Below are 14937 nucleotides of genomic sequence, written 5' to 3' on the forward strand. Positions count from 1 at the left end.
GAAATTCTGTCCATCCGAGTCCTAGCCATGGCGGCCGCTGCTCTGCTGGTACTGGGTGCCTGCAGGGCGCAATCGGACAACCGGGTGGATCTTGCATCGGACCCGGATTTCCTGAGGGCAGGCGCAGCGTGCAGGGCGATCACTGACGTTAACGCACAGGAGACGTGTTGGGACGAGGTGGACGCGAAATGGAACGATGTGGACCCGGACGAAATCACGGGGGTGTCGCTCACCGGTATTGACCATCTCGCTGATCACCTGAGCGTGCAGGAATTCTCGGTGGATGGCGCATCGGGCGCTCAGGCTGGAAAGGGCGGCAGCATCGTGTGCTGTGCGAGGTTGCCGAACCGCTGGCGACCTGATCTGACGGTTGAGGTGCGATGGAACGTGACCAACTGGCGCGACTGTACCGGCGACGACCATGTCCGGATCGTTCCGGTCGAGCGCTACCAGCTGGCTCGCCACATGTACGTCCATTTTCTGGCTGACGGCAACGTAAGAGTGGTGTCGTCCTCGTTCTATCCCGAGAGTGCGAACAGGCCGAACTCAAGATACCCCGTCAAGGATCCGATTCCAGACAAACACCCTTGGGCACAGTACCCATTCGAAACGACCTGTAAGCACAAGATGAGCGCGAAGGAGCGCAGATAACCGCCATGAGTCCCAGCGAAGAAGAGTTCAAGCCGTATCAGCAGGAACGGGCGCGTGTCCGTCCGGTCATTCCGCAGTACATGTGCCGCACTGAAGAATGCGAGATGGAACTGAACATCGGCGTGTTCATGGATGGCACGGGAAACAACTGGGAGTGGGTGGAGGAAGGGCAGACGCTGAATCAGATACAGCGCCAAAAGGACAGCAATGTCTATCGGCTCTTCAGGGCATATCCAGACGATGCAAATAGGGGGCTTTTCAGGATCTATGTGCCCGGTGTTGGTACGCCGTTCGAGAAGATCGGCGACTACGATCCCGGTGCGCTTGGCGGTGGTAGCGGAGCAGGTGGGGATGGTCGGATCAACTTCGCGCTGCTCCAGGTGCTTAATTCCATTCGCCGCCTACTAAGCAGTGATACAAAGCGGCAGTTTGAAGAAGAAACTGTCAAAGCCCTATGCCGAAACGGCAAGCGGAGATACGACTCCCACGGCAATCCGCTGCCATGGCCGAAAGGCGACGCGCCAGCCTTGCAGCGCGTAGGCATGGAGAAGAACGGCGGGCTCCTACGCGATCCTCGCGACGCACAACGTCGGGCCTTCTTCCGGGAACAGTGCGCAAGCCTCGCGCAACTTGTCGCCGTCGGCAAGCCGCGAATCAAACGCATCGTGCTGGACGTGTTCGGCTTCTCACGCGGAGCGGCGCAGGCGCGGGTGTTCTGCACATGGCTGGCCGAGATCATGGAGGGGGACACGCTGTGCGGCGTTCCGGCGGAAGTGCGTTTTCTCGGGATCTTCGACACCGTGGCGTCAGTCGGCCTTCCGAATTCGGTTCCCGGCGCGAACGGTCATTTCGATTGGGCCACGCCGGAGAATCTGAAGATCGGCGCGCACGTGAAGCGCTGCGTGCACTATGTCGCAATGCATGAACAGCGCGCGTCGTTCCCGCTCGACACGGTGCGCAACCCCGACGGCACCATGCCCGGTCATTGCCACCAGTGGACGTTCCCCGGCATGCATTCGGACGTGGGTGGCGGTTACACACCAGACGAACAAGGGCGTGGACCGCAACAGCTCAACAGTCAGAAACTGTCCCAGATCGCGTTGAACATGATGTACGAAGCGGCGCGGCAGGCGTTGGTCCCGTTGGACAAGGAGCTCGCGCGGGAAAACTCGGCCAGCGGCGATCATGACCCCTTCGCCATCGACCCTGCGCTTCAACAGGCCCACGCCGAGTTCATGGCCGAATCGGGCGCACAGCCCCGTCGTCTGCGCGAGTGGCTGCTGCCCTATGTGTCGTGGCGCTACCAGTTGAGGGATCGGTATGTGCAGTTGCCTTGGGCAAGACGGACCAAGGTGGAAGACGAGCTCACCGCTCTTCGCGACGCAAACGAGGGCTTCCTGCAGGACCTGGCGCTATTCGAGACGCCGAAGGCGGCCGCGGCGCGGGATGTCGGAAACTACGGGGTCGTCGCCGGTACGATCAACCAGCTTCGCCGACACGGGCAGTTGGAGGAAGAAGCGTCGGAAATCTTCGAGTACGTTCACAGCGCGCCCCCGGTGGCGCCGGCGATCGCCGCGCTTTTCGCCGATTACGTGCACGACTCCTACGGTGGATTCACGTTGATAGCCGGAAAGCATGAGCCCGCGGGTTATCTGAGGTATCGCCGCCAATATCATGGGACCAGCAAGGCGTTGACGATGCGCGATGACTCCGATCGGGACGGCGTGCGCCTGGCTTGACCAGCGGTGGGCGTGCGGTGCCTGCGGATCGCGAGCGCGTCTTGCATCGTTGCTACCGCGGCCCCGCAAACGGCTTGTCCTCAGGCACCGGCAGATCCAGCACCGGGATCTCCACGAAGCTCACCGCGTCGCCGCCGTGGAAGATGCGGTTGAGTGCCTTCGATGGTGCGGTTTCGTCGTAGTTGCGGCCACCGGTGCCCAGGTTGCGTTCCAGGCGCGGGAAGCTGGAGCTGCTGATGTCCAGGCGGATGCGGTGGCCGCGGGGAACCAGGTAGGCGATGGAGCGCATCGGCACGTCGAGTACGTAGCGGTCGCCGGGCGTCATCAGGCTGGGGCGTTCGATGCCATCGCGATAACGCGCACGCAAGGCGCCTTCCTGGATGTTGGTCGCGCGGCCGTCGGGCCATACATGCACGAGGCGCGCGACGAAGTCCGTGTCCGGCGCGGTCGAGGACACGACCAGTTGCGCGCTCAGTTTCCCGACGATGCGCAGTGGCTGTTGCAGCGGCGCCGAGGTGTAGACGAGCACGTCCTGTCGCGTTTCGACGTCGCGCTGGTCGGCGGGGCCGGATGTCTGGTTCGGATCGCCCGTGCAGCACAGCGGCCCACCGCGCGACGGCACGGGGTGCATCGGGTCGTGGATGAAGTCGTCCGAACGGATTTCGCGTGCGGCTTCCAGTGCCAGCACGCCGTCGCCGTCGCGACCGTTGGCGTGGCCGTTGCTCGACAGGTACCACGATTGCGGCCGCGACTCGGCCGGCGGCCATTGCGTCGCGTCGAGCCAGCGCTGTTCGTTGAGCACGAAATAGCGGTATGGCGGCAGCGCCTTGAGTCCGTCGCCGCGCCCGCGCAGCCAATGGTCGAACCACGCGAGATACCACTGCCGGTACGGCTGCTCGGCGTTGCGCACCGGGAGTTCGCCGAAGCGGCCCATGCCGACGACGAGTTCCTGTTCGCAATGGTTGCCCGGCGCGATGATCACGTGTTGCGCGTGTGCGGCGTCGGGCGATTGGCGACGCACCGATTCGGTCAGCGCCAGCGTGCCCGACAGGCTCGGATCGCCCCAGGTGTCGATCACCAGCGCGGGCGTCGTCGGACGGTCGTCGGAGAACACGTAGTCCAGCGCACGCCAGCGCGCGTCGCCGAGCGGCGTGCGCAGGAAATCCTCGAAGCCGTTCGCGCCGGGACGCACGCGCTTCACGACGTCGATCGCGGGCAGCGTCGGCAGGGCCGATGCCATGTCGAGGTTTTCCGGCCACGGGCGGTGATCGGACTTCACGCCGTGCTTTGCGAACCAGCCCGCCGCGCCGGCCAGCTGGAACACGCCGCCCTCGAACGCACCGAAATACCCCGCGTGGCCGCCCACGTCGCCGGCCGCGCCGCCGGCGGCGATCGGGATCATCGCCGCGTGCGCGGGATGGTTCGCACGCGCCAAGGCGTATTGCAGCTCGCCCAGTGCGGAGCAACCGATGGTGCCGACTTTCCCGTTCGACCACGGCTGGCGGACGATCCAGTCGAGCGTCGCCACGCCGTCGCCGGTGGCGTGGCGCCACGGCAGGAAGTCGCCGCCTTCGGATTCGAACTTGCCGCGCACGTCCTGCACGAGCACGGCGTAGCCGTTGCGCGCGAAGAACAGGCCTTCGCCGATGGCTTCGCCGTAGCGCCGGCGATCGTAGGGCAGGCGGACGTAGACGGTGGGCAGCGGTCCGTCGATGTTGCGCGGGCGATACAGCGTGCCGGCGAGCTTCGTGCCGTCGGGCATGACGATGCGGACGTCGTCGTCGATGCGCACGCCGAACACCAGCGCGCGCACCGGCTGCTGCCAGTGCGCCGGGATGCGTTCGCGCAGCACGAACAGCGCCGCCGCGGCGAGCAGCAGCGCGGCCAGCACGAGGGCCAGCACCATCCACCAGCCGAGCGCGGGGCGCACTGCGGACAAGTCCATCTCCAAAAGTCGTTCCCTTGCGCTCGTGGCGGCCGCGGGGTGGCCGTCCGGTCGTGCGGCGGGCGCCGCTTCGCCCTGAGTTCAAACGCGTGCGGGGGGCGCTGGCGGCCAGCCTGAATACGTCAGCGCGTGCAGGTGCTGTCGGCGAGCACGCGCCGGATACGTTCGGCGTCTTCGGGCGTGCCGGCCTGTCCGCCGCCGAACGTCGCGCGGGCATCCAGTTCCCGCACGCGCTGCGTCCACGCATCGCAGAGCGCGGCCTCGGCGACGGGCTGGCACCGGTCTTCCATCATCTGGCAGGCCGCGCCGCCGGCCATCGCGCCGGTGCCGTCGAGTCCGGTGACCTGCAGCGGGGCGCAACGCGGCGGCGGCGTCGCGGTGTCGCCGAAGTAGCGCTCGTTGTCCCAGGTCTGGCACTCGAACAGCGGCGAGGGCGGCGTCTTCGGTGCGGCGACCGGCTCCGGCGGCGGCGTCGGTGCGGGCGCGGGAGCGGGAGCGGGAGGAGGCGCAGGTGCCGCGACGACGGGCGCCGGCTGCGGCGGCGCGGCTGGTATCGGGGCCGGCGCGGGCGTCTCCATCACCTTCTTCTGCTGCTTGCTGCCCTTGGGGCAGGGCGTGTCGTTCTGCAGCGACACGGCGCCGGACGCATCGGTGCAGCGGTAGATGACGACCTGCGCCTGCGCGGCCATCGCCAGCGAAAACGACAGCGCGACCGCGACGACCACGTAGCGACGCATCAACCGCCTCCGCAATCGCTGGCCAGGCGCGCGTCGATGCCGCGCTGCTGGCGGTCGATGCCGTCGCGCTCGCTTTGCAGCGCGCTGTTGTAGCGGCGGCCGAGTTCCCAGCGTTCGTCGCGCAGGCGTGCGCAGACCTCGGCCTGCGGCAGCGCATGGCATTCGTCGTAGACCCAGGTGCCGGCGCCGTAGGAACCCACGGCGTATCCCGGCGGCGGAACGTCGTGCGGCGGGCGCGGTGGCGGGCGATCGCCGATGGTGACCGAGTAACGGCCGTCGCCGCCGTTGAACGAGCCCTGCACGTTGGCCTGCACGCTGCCCGGGTAGAACTCCCGTCGCGGCGGAAGCAGGCTTCCGTAGCCCGGGTACCCGAGCGTCCACAACGGCACCCAGCGCGGATTGCCCGCGCTGGTGTCGCTCAGGTAACGGTTGCCGTCGGGCGTGACGCATTCGTACATCGGCCGTGCGGGCGCGCTGGCGACGTAGTGCGTGGCCGGTTGCGCGGGCATGGCGGGCGCCGCCTTCGGTGCGGACGCCGCGCGACGCACGGCGGGCGGCGCGTCTTTCGGGCGCTGCATCTCCAGCGTCTGCTGCGTCTCGCCCTTCTTGCAGGGCGTGTCGCGCAACGCCAGCTGGCCCTTCGCGTCGGTGCAGCGGTAGATGGTGATCTCCGCCGCGCACGCGCCTGTCGCAGCGAGCAGCAGCGGGAGGGCGAGGGCGGGACGGAGGGCCGGGCGCATGGGCGCATCTTGCGTCGGCCGGGGTGACGAAGGAAGCGCGACGCGGCGCGGCCGGTTGCCCGGCGCTGGCGTGTCGCCGAGCGGTCAGGCGCGGATCTGGGCGCCGGTGCGGGCGTCGCGGATAGCCGTGGGCGAGGCAAGGCCGCCCGTCTCGCCGACGGTGACGCCATCGAGCAGCCCGATCACGCGGGGATCCAGCGCCTCGCGCGTGAACGCCGGCGGCTCGCCGGCGAGGTTCGCGCTGGTGGATACCAGGGGCCCACCGAACGCGGAGCACAGCGCGACCACGTCCGGATGCGCGCTCACGCGCACCGCGACGCCGTCGTGCGTGCCGGTGATCCAGCGCGGCACGCGTGCGGTGGTGGGGACGATCCAGGTGTTCGGCCCGGGCCAGCTCGCGAGCACCGCATCGCGCTGCACGTCGGTCAGCGCCGGCCAGTCGAGCAGGCCATCGAATTGCGAACGCGACGCGGCGATCAGGATCACGCCCTTGTCGACGGGCCGCTGCTTGATCGCGAGCAGCCGCATGACGGCCGATTCATCGAACGGATCGCAACCCAGCCCCCACACGGCTTCGGTGGGGTAGGCGACGACGCCGCCGCGGCGGAGCGCGTCGGCGGCTTCGTTCGGGGTAAGCGGCGTCGTCATGGCGGACGAAGGCGCTTACGCCTTCGCCTTCTTCACGACCTTCTTCGCCGCCTTTTTCGCGGGCGCCTTCGCAGCGGTCGTCTTCGCTGCCTTCTTGGCGGCAGTCTTCTTTGCCGCGGCCTTCTTCGCGGGTGCCTTTTTCGCGGCCGGCGCCTTCTTGGCGGCGGCGTCCTTCTTCACCTTGACCGCCGGTTCCTTCTTCGTCGCCTTCTTGCCGAAGCCGCGACGCACCGGCTTGCCGGTGTCGGCGAGGAACTGCGTGGCTTCCTCCAGCGACAGCGATGCCGGCTCGCGATCCTTCGGGATCTTGCCGTTGAGCTTGCCGTCGCTGATGTACGGACCGAAGCGGCCGTTGAGCACCTGCACGTCGCTGCCATCCCACTGGCGGATGATGCGGTTGCGCGCGATCTCTTCCTTCTGCTCGATCAGGAACACCGCGCGCGCCAGGTCGATCGTGTACGGATCGTCTTCCTTCGTCAGCGAGGCATACGTGCTGCCGCGCTTGGCGAACGGGCCGAAGCGGCCGATGCCGACGCTGACTTCGTGGCCGTCGTTCTCGCCGAGCTTGCGCGGCAGCTTGAACAGCTCCAGCGCGTCTTCCAGCGTGATGGTGTGCATCGACTGGCCCGGGCGCAGCGACGCGAATTCGAGCTTCTCGTCGGTGTCCTTGTCGCCGATCTGCGCATACGGCCCGAAACGGCCCAGGCGCACGCTCACCGGCTTGCCGGACTTCGGGTCGGTGCCGAGTTCGCGCGCGCCGGTGGCTTCGCTGCGATCGACCGATTCGGTCTTGTCCTCGACCAGCTCCTTGAACGGGCCCCAGAACTTCTCCATCAGCGGGACCCATTCCTCCTCGCCGCGCGAGACGGCGTCGAGTTCGTCCTCGAGCTTGGCGGTGAAGTCGTAGTCCACGTAGCGCGTGAAGTGCGACGACAGGAACTTCGACACTGCGCGGCCCACGTCGGACGGGCGGAAGCTGCGGCCTTCCATCTCCACGTACTTGCGGAACAGCAGCGTCTGGATGATCGAGGCGTACGTGGACGGACGGCCGATGCCGTATTCCTCCAGCGCCTTCACCAGCGCAGCTTCCGTGTAGCGCGGCGGCGGCTGGGTGAAATGCTGGTCGGCGTGGATGCGGTCCAGCGGCACGCGGTCGCCGGTCTTCATCGCCGGCAGCTTGCGGCCTTCGTCCTCGTCCTCGGCGGCCTTGGTGTCGCGGCCTTCCTCGTACGCGGCAAGAAAGCCCGGGTCGACCACCGTCGTGCCTGACGCGCGGAACGCGTGCTCGGCGCCGGCAGCGAGGTCGACCGACACGGTGTTGAGCGTGGCGGGCACCATCTGCGAGGCGATGGCGCGCTTCCAGACCAGTTCGTAGAGCTTGCGTTCGTCGTCGCTGAGGAAGCGCGCGACCGATGACGGCGTGCGCAGCGCGGAGGTCGGGCGCACGGCTTCGTGCGCTTCCTGCGCGTTCTTCGACTTGTTCTGGTAGGTGTTCGGCTTGTCCGGCAGCGCGCGCGTGCCGTAGTCGCGCGCGATCACGTCGCGGATCTCGACGATGGCGTCCTGCGACAGCGTCACCGAGTCGGTACGCATGTAGGTGATTAGGCCGACCGTGCCTTCCTCGCCGATCGCCACGCCTTCGTACAGTTTCTGCGCGACCTGCATGGTCTTGCGCGTGGTGAAGCCGAGCTTGCGCGAGGCTTCCTGCTGCAGCGTGGAGGTGGTGAACGGCGCGGCCGGGCGGCGCTTGCGCTCCTTCGAGGCGACGTCGGTGACGTGCAGCGCGCCGTTGGCGGCGGCGGTGATGCGCTTGCGGGCGTCCTCGGCGGTGTCGCCGTCGGTCACCGTGAACTGCTCGAACTTCTTGCCATCGAGCTTGATCAGCTTGGCGGTGAAGGCCTGCGACGGATGCGCGCATTCGGCCTCGATCGTCCAGTACTCGCGCGCGACGAAGGCTTCGATCTCCTCCTCGCGCTCGACGATCATCCGCAGCGCCGGCGACTGCACGCGGCCGGCGGACAGGCCGCGCTGCACCTTTCGCCACAGCACCGGGCTCAGGTTGAAGCCGACCAGGTAGTCCAGCGCGCGGCGCGCCTGCTGCGCGTCCACCAGGTCGGAGGCGATCGAACGCGGCTGCGTCATCGCTTCCTTGATCGCGCGCGGCGTGATCTCGGTGAACACCACGCGGTGCAGCGGCTTGCCTTCGAGCAGGCCGCGCTCCTTGAGGATTTCCGCGATGTGCCAGCTGATCGCCTCGCCTTCGCGGTCCGGGTCGGTCGCCAGGTACAGGGTGTCGGCGGACTTGGCGGCCTTCGCGATGGCGTCGACGTGCTTCTCGTTCTTGTCGATCAGGTCGTAGCGCATGGCGAAGCCGCGCTCCGGATCGACGGCGCCTTCCTTGGGCACCAGGTCGCGGACGTGGCCGTAGGAGGCCAGGACGGTGAAGTCCTTGCCGAGGTATTTGTTGATCGTCTTGGCCTTGGCGGGCGACTCGACGATGAGGAGATTCTTGGCCATGGGGGCTCCGCAGGACCTGTCCCGGTGCTGCGATGGGGGGCGAATGGGGCGGGAGAAGACTACGCCCGCGGCATCCGGCGCGGGCGTTCGGGGGCTTCTCTCTTTTCTATTGAGGCCATGCGGCTGCCGGGGCTGTCAAGCGCGACGGCGTGAAGTCGCGACCGTGGCCGCGCTGCGGTGTGCCCGTTCAGCGTTCGCGTCAGCCTCCGCCGGCCGCGCGGCGCACGTACTCCTGATACGCGGGGACGGCGATGGCGAACATCACGCCGACGTAGGCCACGGCCGCGAGACCGCCCAGGACCAGCAGCACCAGCGCCACCGTACCCAGGCCGCGCCGCTGGCGATCCGGTTGGGCGGTGTAGGCCCAGCGGTCGACCACGAGCGTGCTGGCCACCATGTCGTGCAGGCCGCGCTTGCGGTCGGTGAAGCCGGCCATGAAGTAGCCGATGTAGAGCGTCAGGTAGCACAGCAGGTGCGATGCCCAGCGACCGAGCGCGCGGCCGCGGCCCAGGCGCCGCCCGGTGTCGTCGGTGACCTTGATGCCCACGGCCATCTTGCCCAGCGTGGCCTGCGTCGAGGAGGACTCCAGGGTCACGTAATACAGGCCGCTGACGACGGGGTAGGTGAGGTAGATCACCGCCAGCAACGCCGCGATGCCGGCAGGCGACGAGGTTTCCGACGAGAACGTGCCGGCCATGCCGATGCCGAAGGCGATCATCGCCACGACCAGGATCACGTAATAGGCCACGGTCACGACCAGCGCGTCGATCATCAGCGCCGCCAGGCGCTTCCAGAAGCCGGCGTAGACGATTTCGCCAGCGGCGACGTGGTAATCGCCCGCTTCGCTCAGCGCGGCGCGCGGCGGCGCGTACGGTGAGGCGCGGTCGTCCAACCCATCGGCGGCGACGGCAGGGGCGGCGTAGGCGGCCGGCGGCGGAGCCACGGCGGCGTCGAGGCCGAGTGATTCGAAGAACCGGTCCAGCGGCAGCCAGTCGCGCGCGCCGACGTGCCAGGCCAGCGTGTCGCGCTGGACGCGTCCTGCGCGGTAAGCCTCGCGCACGTCATCGGCGCCTAGCGGCCCGACGCGACCCTGCCCCGGCAGGTGGTAATACCAGTCCGTCATGCGAATCCCCATTCGCGATCGGCATCGTCGCGAGCTGATTTTTGCGGCAGGCCCGCAGTGGGGCCCGACGCGTGCGCCTCCCCAGGCGCGTTACGGACGTCCGGCGGCGCTCAGTGCACCGGCTCGGGCTCGTCCTCGAACATCTGCGTTTCCATCCAGGCGTAGGCCGCTTCCGACCCCGGCTGGTTGAACAGCACCATCAGCACGACCCATTTGAGGTCGTCCAGGTCGATCTCGTCCTGGTCCAGGGCCATCGCGCGGTCGAGCACCAGCTCGCGCTGGTCGGCATCGAGCACGCCGTGCTGCTCCAGGAACAGCAGGAACCCGCGGCATTCGACGTCGAGCTTGTCGAGCTCCGGCCCGAAGAACACGCGCACTGGACCGTTCGCGCGCGGGGTGCTCGCACTGGGCCGTTGCTGGGCCAGCGCGTCGAGCCATTCGAAGGCCTTGTTGATCTCGGCCGGGCTGAAGCCGGCTTTCCCGAGTTCGTCGAAGAGGGGGCCGCTGCGGAGTGAATCGCGGTCGCGGACGAGGTCAGCGTCGTCGGTGAAGTAATGCTCGAACAGGTACAGCAGGACGTCCAGGATGCTCTCTTTCATTTCCCTCGGCCTGCGCCGCACGCGGCGCGGTGGGCAGAACTTGCGGAAGGCCCGCCGGCGCGTGGGTTCCCTGAACGGGAGCCTTCAACGACTGCGGAAATACCGGCCATGCTGCGAAAAAACACGGCCATCAAGCTCCATGAGCAGCAGCATGGAGGACACTGCCGCGGCCGTCAATCCGGTCCGCTGCACCAGTTGATCCATAGCGGTTGGGTAGTGGCCCAGCGCGCGCCACAACTTCTGGTAGTCGGGGTCATCGACCCCTGAACCGCTCCGGGCGTCCGTCCCGACCGCCGCAGCGGGCTGGATGGGGGCGCCGAGCTGCTGCTGCAAGTCCTGTGCGAGCGCGGCGATCTGCGGGGAGACGGCATCGATCACCTCCTGCGCCGAGGCGACCAGCCCGGCCCCGTCGCGGATCAGGCGATGGCAGCCCCGGGCGAGCGGGTTGTGGATCGAGCCGGGGACGGCGAACACCTCGCGACCGGCCTCGGATGCGAGCCGCGCGGTGATCAGGGCGCCCGAACGCTCGGCTGCCTCGATGACCACCGTCGCCACCGAAAGCCCGGCGAGGATCCGGTTTCGGCTGGGGAAATGGAACGCCACCGGTCCGGTGCCGGGCAGGTATTCGCTGACGATCGCGCCGGCTCCGACGATGCGGGCGTGGAGCCTGGTGTTCCCGCGCGGGTAGGGCACGTCGGGCCCCGTGCCCAACACGGCGATGGTCCGCCCGCCCGCGTCGAGCGTCGCCTCGTGGGCGGCGGTGTCGATGCCGGCGGCCATCCCGCTGCCGACGACGAGGCCGGACGCGACGAACGCCCGGGCGAAGTCGCGCGCGTTTTCCCGTCCGCCGGGCGTCGGCCCGCGGCTGCCGACCACCGCGATGGACGGTTGCCAGAGCAGCGAAGGGTCGCCGGCGACGAACAGCGCCAGCGGTGGGTTGGGCGACTTGCGCAGGAGCGGCGGGTAATCGTCCTGATGCCAGCCGATGAGGTGGTGCGCCGGTTCGCGCAGCCATGCGATCGCGGTCGGCGGCGCGACTGCGGCCGAGAGCGCGGCCGAGAGTGCGGCAACGGCGTCCTCCGGCAGCCCGGCATCGCGCCAACCCGCGACGCCTGCGGCGAGGACGCGCGCTGCCCCGCCGAAGCGTTCGATCAGCGCACAACGCACCGCGCTGCTGCCGCCGGCGGCGATCAGCCTCAGCAGTGCGAGGGATTCGGGGTCGGTGGAATCGTCGTCGAGCGGGCCGGTCATCGCGCCAGCATCGCCCGCAAACGACGACGGCGCCCTAGGGCGCCGTCGCGTGGTTCGATCAGGAAACTTCCCGATGCGGCGTCAGTTCGTCGCGTCGGGATGCTTCAGGCGATAGCCCAGGTGAGTCGGACGGATGCCGTCCATCACCAGCGCGTAGCTGACCTTGTCGAACGTGCGGAAGACCATGACATGGCTGGCGAACTCGTCCGGCATCTTCACCTTCTCGCCGCGGCTGTGCGCGTCCGGGCTGCGGTCGATGCCCGCGCGGACGCGGTCCACTTCGATGCTGCCCTGGCGCCACACCGAGAACACGGTGCCGTTGTCCACGCCGTCCGCGGCGCCGACCGACAGGGCGACCACGTCGCGCGTGCCGCCGCTGCTGACCATGTCCGTGATGGCGATGACGCGCGCCTTCTCGACGGCCGGCTCCTGCGCCGGGGCGTGCGGGAAGAACTGCAGGTCGTAGGACTGCGCCTCCACCGGGATCAGGCGATCGCCGGCGCGCACTTCCTTGCCGTTGTTGTCGACCAGCAGCGTGACGGCCTCGGCGTCGCCCACGATGCCGCGGGTGACGGTGGCCGTGCTGACCTTGGCCAGCTCGTAACCGAGGAACTCGCCACCGCCCGGCGGCAGCTGGTAGGCCCACAGGCTCTCCGTGCCCCAGTTGCGCTGGCCACGGAAATCGAGCGTCTGCGCGCGGCGGCCCGAGGGCTCGCAGCAGCGGTCCGGATCGAGCGTCTGGAAGCGCTGGCTCGGGCGCACGACCAGGTAGCGCTGGCCCGGCGTCGCGCCGTCCAGGCCCTTGGCGTAGACGAGCTGGTCGCCGGCGCTGCGCAGGCGGTCTTCTTCCAGGCCGACCACGTACGGCAGGCTTTCGAACTCATCCACCACGCGCAGGTCCTTGAGGAAGGATTCGACCTCCGACAGCGGGATGGCGTTGATCGGCGCCTCCTGGCGCGGGCCTTCCTGCTGCTTGACCGCCACGCGGTCCAGGTAGGCCAGCGACAGCACGTCGCCCGGGAAAATGAGGTGCGGATTCTTGACCTGCGGGTTGGCCTGCCAGATTTCCGGCCACAGCCACGGCTTCTTGAGGAAGCGTCCGGCGATGTCCCAGAGAGTGTCGCCCTTCTTCACCACGTAGGTGTCCGGATGTCCGCCGGCGAGTTCCGCGGCGACACCGTAGGTGGCGATCGTGAGCAGCGCAGCGGTCATCACCGTGCGCAACGGTTTAAGCATCAAGGCCATCTGGCAATTCCCCTTACCGCCCCTGAACATACTGTGCGGCCCCGCTGCCCCCGGCAGCGTCCCCAAATACACACCATGAAGGCGGGGCACCGCGGCACTATAGCCCAGAAGAACCGCACGGTTGCAAGCGTGGGACCCCCATAACGGGGTTACAATCACGCTACTTCTTGCGGTTGTGACACACGCCCCCATTTCGACGCCATGGCCCTGCTTCCCATCCTCGAATTCCCCGATCCCCGCCTGCGTACCGTCGCGACGCCGGTGGATCCCGCGCGCATCGCCGATGCGCAGTTCCAGTCGCTGATCGACGACATGTTCGAGACGATGTACGAAGCGCCCGGCATCGGGCTGGCCGCCAGCCAGGTCGACGTGCACCAGCGTTTCATGGTCATCGACGTGAGCGAGGAGAAGAACCAGCCGATGGTCTTCATCAATCCGGAGATCGTCGCGCGCGATGGCGAGCAGGTGTACCAGGAAGGCTGCCTGTCGGTGCCCGGCATCTTCGCCGACGTCACCCGCGCCGACCGCATCACCGTGAAGTACCTCGACCGCACCGCGAAGGAATGCGAGCTGGACGTCGACGGCCTGCTGGCCGTGTGCATCCAGCACGAGATGGACCACCTCGCCGGGAAGCTCTTCGTCGATTACCTCTCGCCTCTCAAGCGCGAGATGGTGCGCAAGAAGCTCGCCAAGCAGCGCCGCCAGGCCGCCGCCTGACGAACCCGCGCGCCGGCCCAGCGCCGGCGCCATGCACGACACGAACGCGGGGCGACCCGCGTTCGTCGTTTTCAACGCGCCACTTCCAAGAACACCGCACCGCGACCATGAGACTCGTCTTCGCCGGAACCCCCGACTTCGCCGTGCCCTGCCTGCGCGCCGCCGCGCAGAAGGGGGAAGTCGTCGCCGTCTACACGCAGCCCGATCGCCCGGCGGGCCGCGGTCGCGAACTCACGCCCTCGCCGGTGAAGCGCGAGGCGTTGCTGCGCGGGATCCCGGTGATGCAGCCGGAGAACTTCAAGTCCGCCGTATCGAAAGAAGCGCTGCGCGCGCTGCAGCCGGACCTGATGATCGTCGTCGCTTACGGCCTGATCCTGCCGCAGTCGGTGCTCGACATTCCCACCTACGGCTGCTGGAACGTGCACGCCTCGCTGCTGCCGCGCTGGCGTGGCGCCGCGCCGATCCAGCGCGCGATCGAAGCCGGCGATACGCGCAGCGGCGTGTGCCTGATGCAGATGGAGAAGGGCTTGGACACCGGCCCGGTGCTGCTGTCGCAGGCGCTCGATATCGGCGAGAACGAAACGGGCGGCCAGCTGCATGACCGGCTGTCCGCGCTCGGTGCGCAGGTGCTGAGCGACGGCCTGGGCCTGTTGCGCGCGGACATCCACCCGGTGCCGCAGCCGCAGCCGATCGAGGGCGTCACCTACGCGCACAAGCTCGACAAGCACGATGCGCGCCTGGACTGGTCGCAGCCCGCGCACGCACTGGCGAACAAGGTGCGTGCGTTCAATCCGTGGCCGATGGCCGAAGCGAACGTCGCCGGCGAACGCCTGCGCCTGCATGGCGCCATCGCGCTGGACGAAGCGCACGACGCGCCGCCCGGCACGCTGCTGCGCGCTTCGCGCGAAGGCCTCGACGTCGCCTGCGGCGTCGGAGCGCTGCGCATCCGCGTGCTCCAGCGCGACGGCGGCAAGGCGATCACCGCCGCCGATTACCTCAACGGCCGACGCGATCTGGTGCGCTGA

13 protein-coding genes are annotated in these 14937 nt (G+C 68.3%); 4 read left to right on the top strand and 9 right to left on the bottom strand.

The window, feature by feature from the left end; translation table 11 throughout:
• Window positions 1–27 precede the first annotated feature (27 nt).
• A complete protein-coding gene (locus LA521A_RS01650) occupies window positions 28–651 on the top strand; it encodes a DUF3304 domain-containing protein (RefSeq protein ID WP_281780657.1) in 624 nt (207 codons plus the stop codon).
• A 5-nt stretch (window positions 652–656) separates the two neighbouring features.
• Window positions 657–2390 (top strand): Tle1 family T6SS lipase effector, encoded by a 1734-nt coding sequence (locus LA521A_RS01655; RefSeq protein ID WP_281780658.1) that lies wholly within the window; start codon window positions 657–659, stop codon window positions 2388–2390.
• Between the two features lie 52 nt (window positions 2391–2442).
• Here LA521A_RS01655 and LA521A_RS01660 read toward each other — a convergent pair whose 3' ends face one another.
• From LA521A_RS01660 to LA521A_RS01700, 9 genes are all read right to left on the bottom strand, one after another.
• On the bottom strand, window positions 2443–4320 hold the full coding sequence (locus tag LA521A_RS01660) for a CocE/NonD family hydrolase (protein WP_281782159.1): 1878 nt from the start codon (window positions 4318–4320) through the stop codon (window positions 2443–2445).
• A gap of 137 nt (window positions 4321–4457) precedes the next feature.
• Complete coding sequence (locus LA521A_RS01665; RefSeq protein ID WP_281780659.1) at window positions 4458–5072, bottom strand: DUF4124 domain-containing protein; 615 nt, start codon at window positions 5070–5072, stop codon at window positions 4458–4460.
• Window positions 5072–5812: a DUF4124 domain-containing protein gene (locus LA521A_RS01670; RefSeq protein WP_281780660.1), complete on the bottom strand. Its 741-nt coding sequence runs from the start codon at window positions 5810–5812 to the stop codon at window positions 5072–5074. The genes LA521A_RS01665 and LA521A_RS01670 overlap by 1 nt, the downstream gene beginning before the upstream one ends.
• Window positions 5813–5896: 84 nt before the next feature.
• Window positions 5897–6460: an L-threonylcarbamoyladenylate synthase type 1 TsaC gene (gene tsaC, locus LA521A_RS01675; protein WP_281780661.1), complete on the bottom strand. Its 564-nt coding sequence runs from the start codon at window positions 6458–6460 to the stop codon at window positions 5897–5899.
• Between the two features lie 15 nt (window positions 6461–6475).
• Window positions 6476–8977, bottom strand: coding sequence for a DNA topoisomerase I (locus LA521A_RS01680; protein ID WP_281780662.1), 2502 nt, complete (start codon window positions 8975–8977; stop codon window positions 6476–6478).
• A 199-nt stretch (window positions 8978–9176) separates the two neighbouring features.
• Window positions 9177–10100, bottom strand: a complete 924-nt coding sequence (locus LA521A_RS01685) for an RDD family protein (RefSeq protein ID WP_281780663.1) — start codon at window positions 10098–10100, stop codon at window positions 9177–9179.
• A 110-nt stretch (window positions 10101–10210) separates the two neighbouring features.
• The gene (locus LA521A_RS01690; protein WP_281780664.1) at window positions 10211–10699 is read right to left on the bottom strand and encodes a DUF494 family protein; all 489 of its coding nucleotides are present in this window, start codon (window positions 10697–10699) and stop codon (window positions 10211–10213) included.
• Between the two features lie 84 nt (window positions 10700–10783).
• Window positions 10784–11950 carry a DNA-processing protein DprA gene (gene dprA, locus LA521A_RS01695; RefSeq protein WP_281780665.1) on the bottom strand — a complete coding sequence of 389 codons (1167 nt, stop codon included), beginning with the start codon at window positions 11948–11950 and terminating at the stop codon, window positions 10784–10786.
• Window positions 11951–12031: 81 nt separating this feature from the next.
• Window positions 12032–13186: a LysM peptidoglycan-binding domain-containing protein gene (locus LA521A_RS01700; RefSeq protein WP_281782160.1), complete on the bottom strand. Its 1155-nt coding sequence runs from the start codon at window positions 13184–13186 to the stop codon at window positions 12032–12034.
• Window positions 13187–13396: 210 nt separating this feature from the next.
• On the opposite strand from LA521A_RS01700, the gene def reads away from it, so the two are divergent.
• Window positions 13397–13912, top strand: a complete 516-nt coding sequence (gene def, locus LA521A_RS01705) for a peptide deformylase (RefSeq protein ID WP_157028992.1) — start codon at window positions 13397–13399, stop codon at window positions 13910–13912.
• A 107-nt stretch (window positions 13913–14019) separates the two neighbouring features.
• On the top strand, window positions 14020–14937 hold the full coding sequence (gene fmt, locus LA521A_RS01710) for a methionyl-tRNA formyltransferase (protein WP_281780666.1): 918 nt from the start codon (window positions 14020–14022) through the stop codon (window positions 14935–14937).

Origin of the sequence: Lysobacter auxotrophicus (genome assembly GCF_027924565.1) — a bacterium.
Classification (GTDB): Bacteria; Pseudomonadota; Gammaproteobacteria; order Xanthomonadales; family Xanthomonadaceae; genus Lysobacter_J; species Lysobacter_J auxotrophicus.

Excerpts from the sequence above, each read along its gene's own strand:
- tsaC (WP_281780661.1), bottom strand. The coding sequence starts at position 6,460 with ATGACGACGCCGCTTACCCCGAACGAAGCCGCCGACGCGCTCCGCCGC.
- LA521A_RS01665 (WP_281780659.1), bottom strand. The coding sequence starts at position 5,072 with ATGCGTCGCTACGTGGTCGTCGCGGTCGCGCTGTCGTTTTCGCTGGCG.
- fmt (WP_281780666.1), top strand. The coding sequence starts at position 14,020 with ATGAGACTCGTCTTCGCCGGAACCCCCGACTTCGCCGTGCCCTGCCTG.
- LA521A_RS01670 (WP_281780660.1), bottom strand. The coding sequence starts at position 5,812 with ATGCGCCCGGCCCTCCGTCCCGCCCTCGCCCTCCCGCTGCTGCTCGCT.
- LA521A_RS01650 (WP_281780657.1), top strand. The coding sequence starts at position 28 with ATGGCGGCCGCTGCTCTGCTGGTACTGGGTGCCTGCAGGGCGCAATCG.
- LA521A_RS01700 (WP_281782160.1), bottom strand. The coding sequence starts at position 13,186 with ATGCTTAAACCGTTGCGCACGGTGATGACCGCTGCGCTGCTCACGATC.
- LA521A_RS01685 (WP_281780663.1), bottom strand. The coding sequence starts at position 10,100 with ATGACGGACTGGTATTACCACCTGCCGGGGCAGGGTCGCGTCGGGCCG.
- def (WP_157028992.1), top strand. The coding sequence starts at position 13,397 with ATGGCCCTGCTTCCCATCCTCGAATTCCCCGATCCCCGCCTGCGTACC.
- LA521A_RS01680 (WP_281780662.1), bottom strand. The coding sequence starts at position 8,977 with ATGGCCAAGAATCTCCTCATCGTCGAGTCGCCCGCCAAGGCCAAGACG.
- LA521A_RS01655 (WP_281780658.1), top strand. The coding sequence starts at position 657 with ATGAGTCCCAGCGAAGAAGAGTTCAAGCCGTATCAGCAGGAACGGGCG.
- dprA (WP_281780665.1), bottom strand. The coding sequence starts at position 11,950 with ATGACCGGCCCGCTCGACGACGATTCCACCGACCCCGAATCCCTCGCA.
- LA521A_RS01690 (WP_281780664.1), bottom strand. The coding sequence starts at position 10,699 with ATGAAAGAGAGCATCCTGGACGTCCTGCTGTACCTGTTCGAGCATTAC.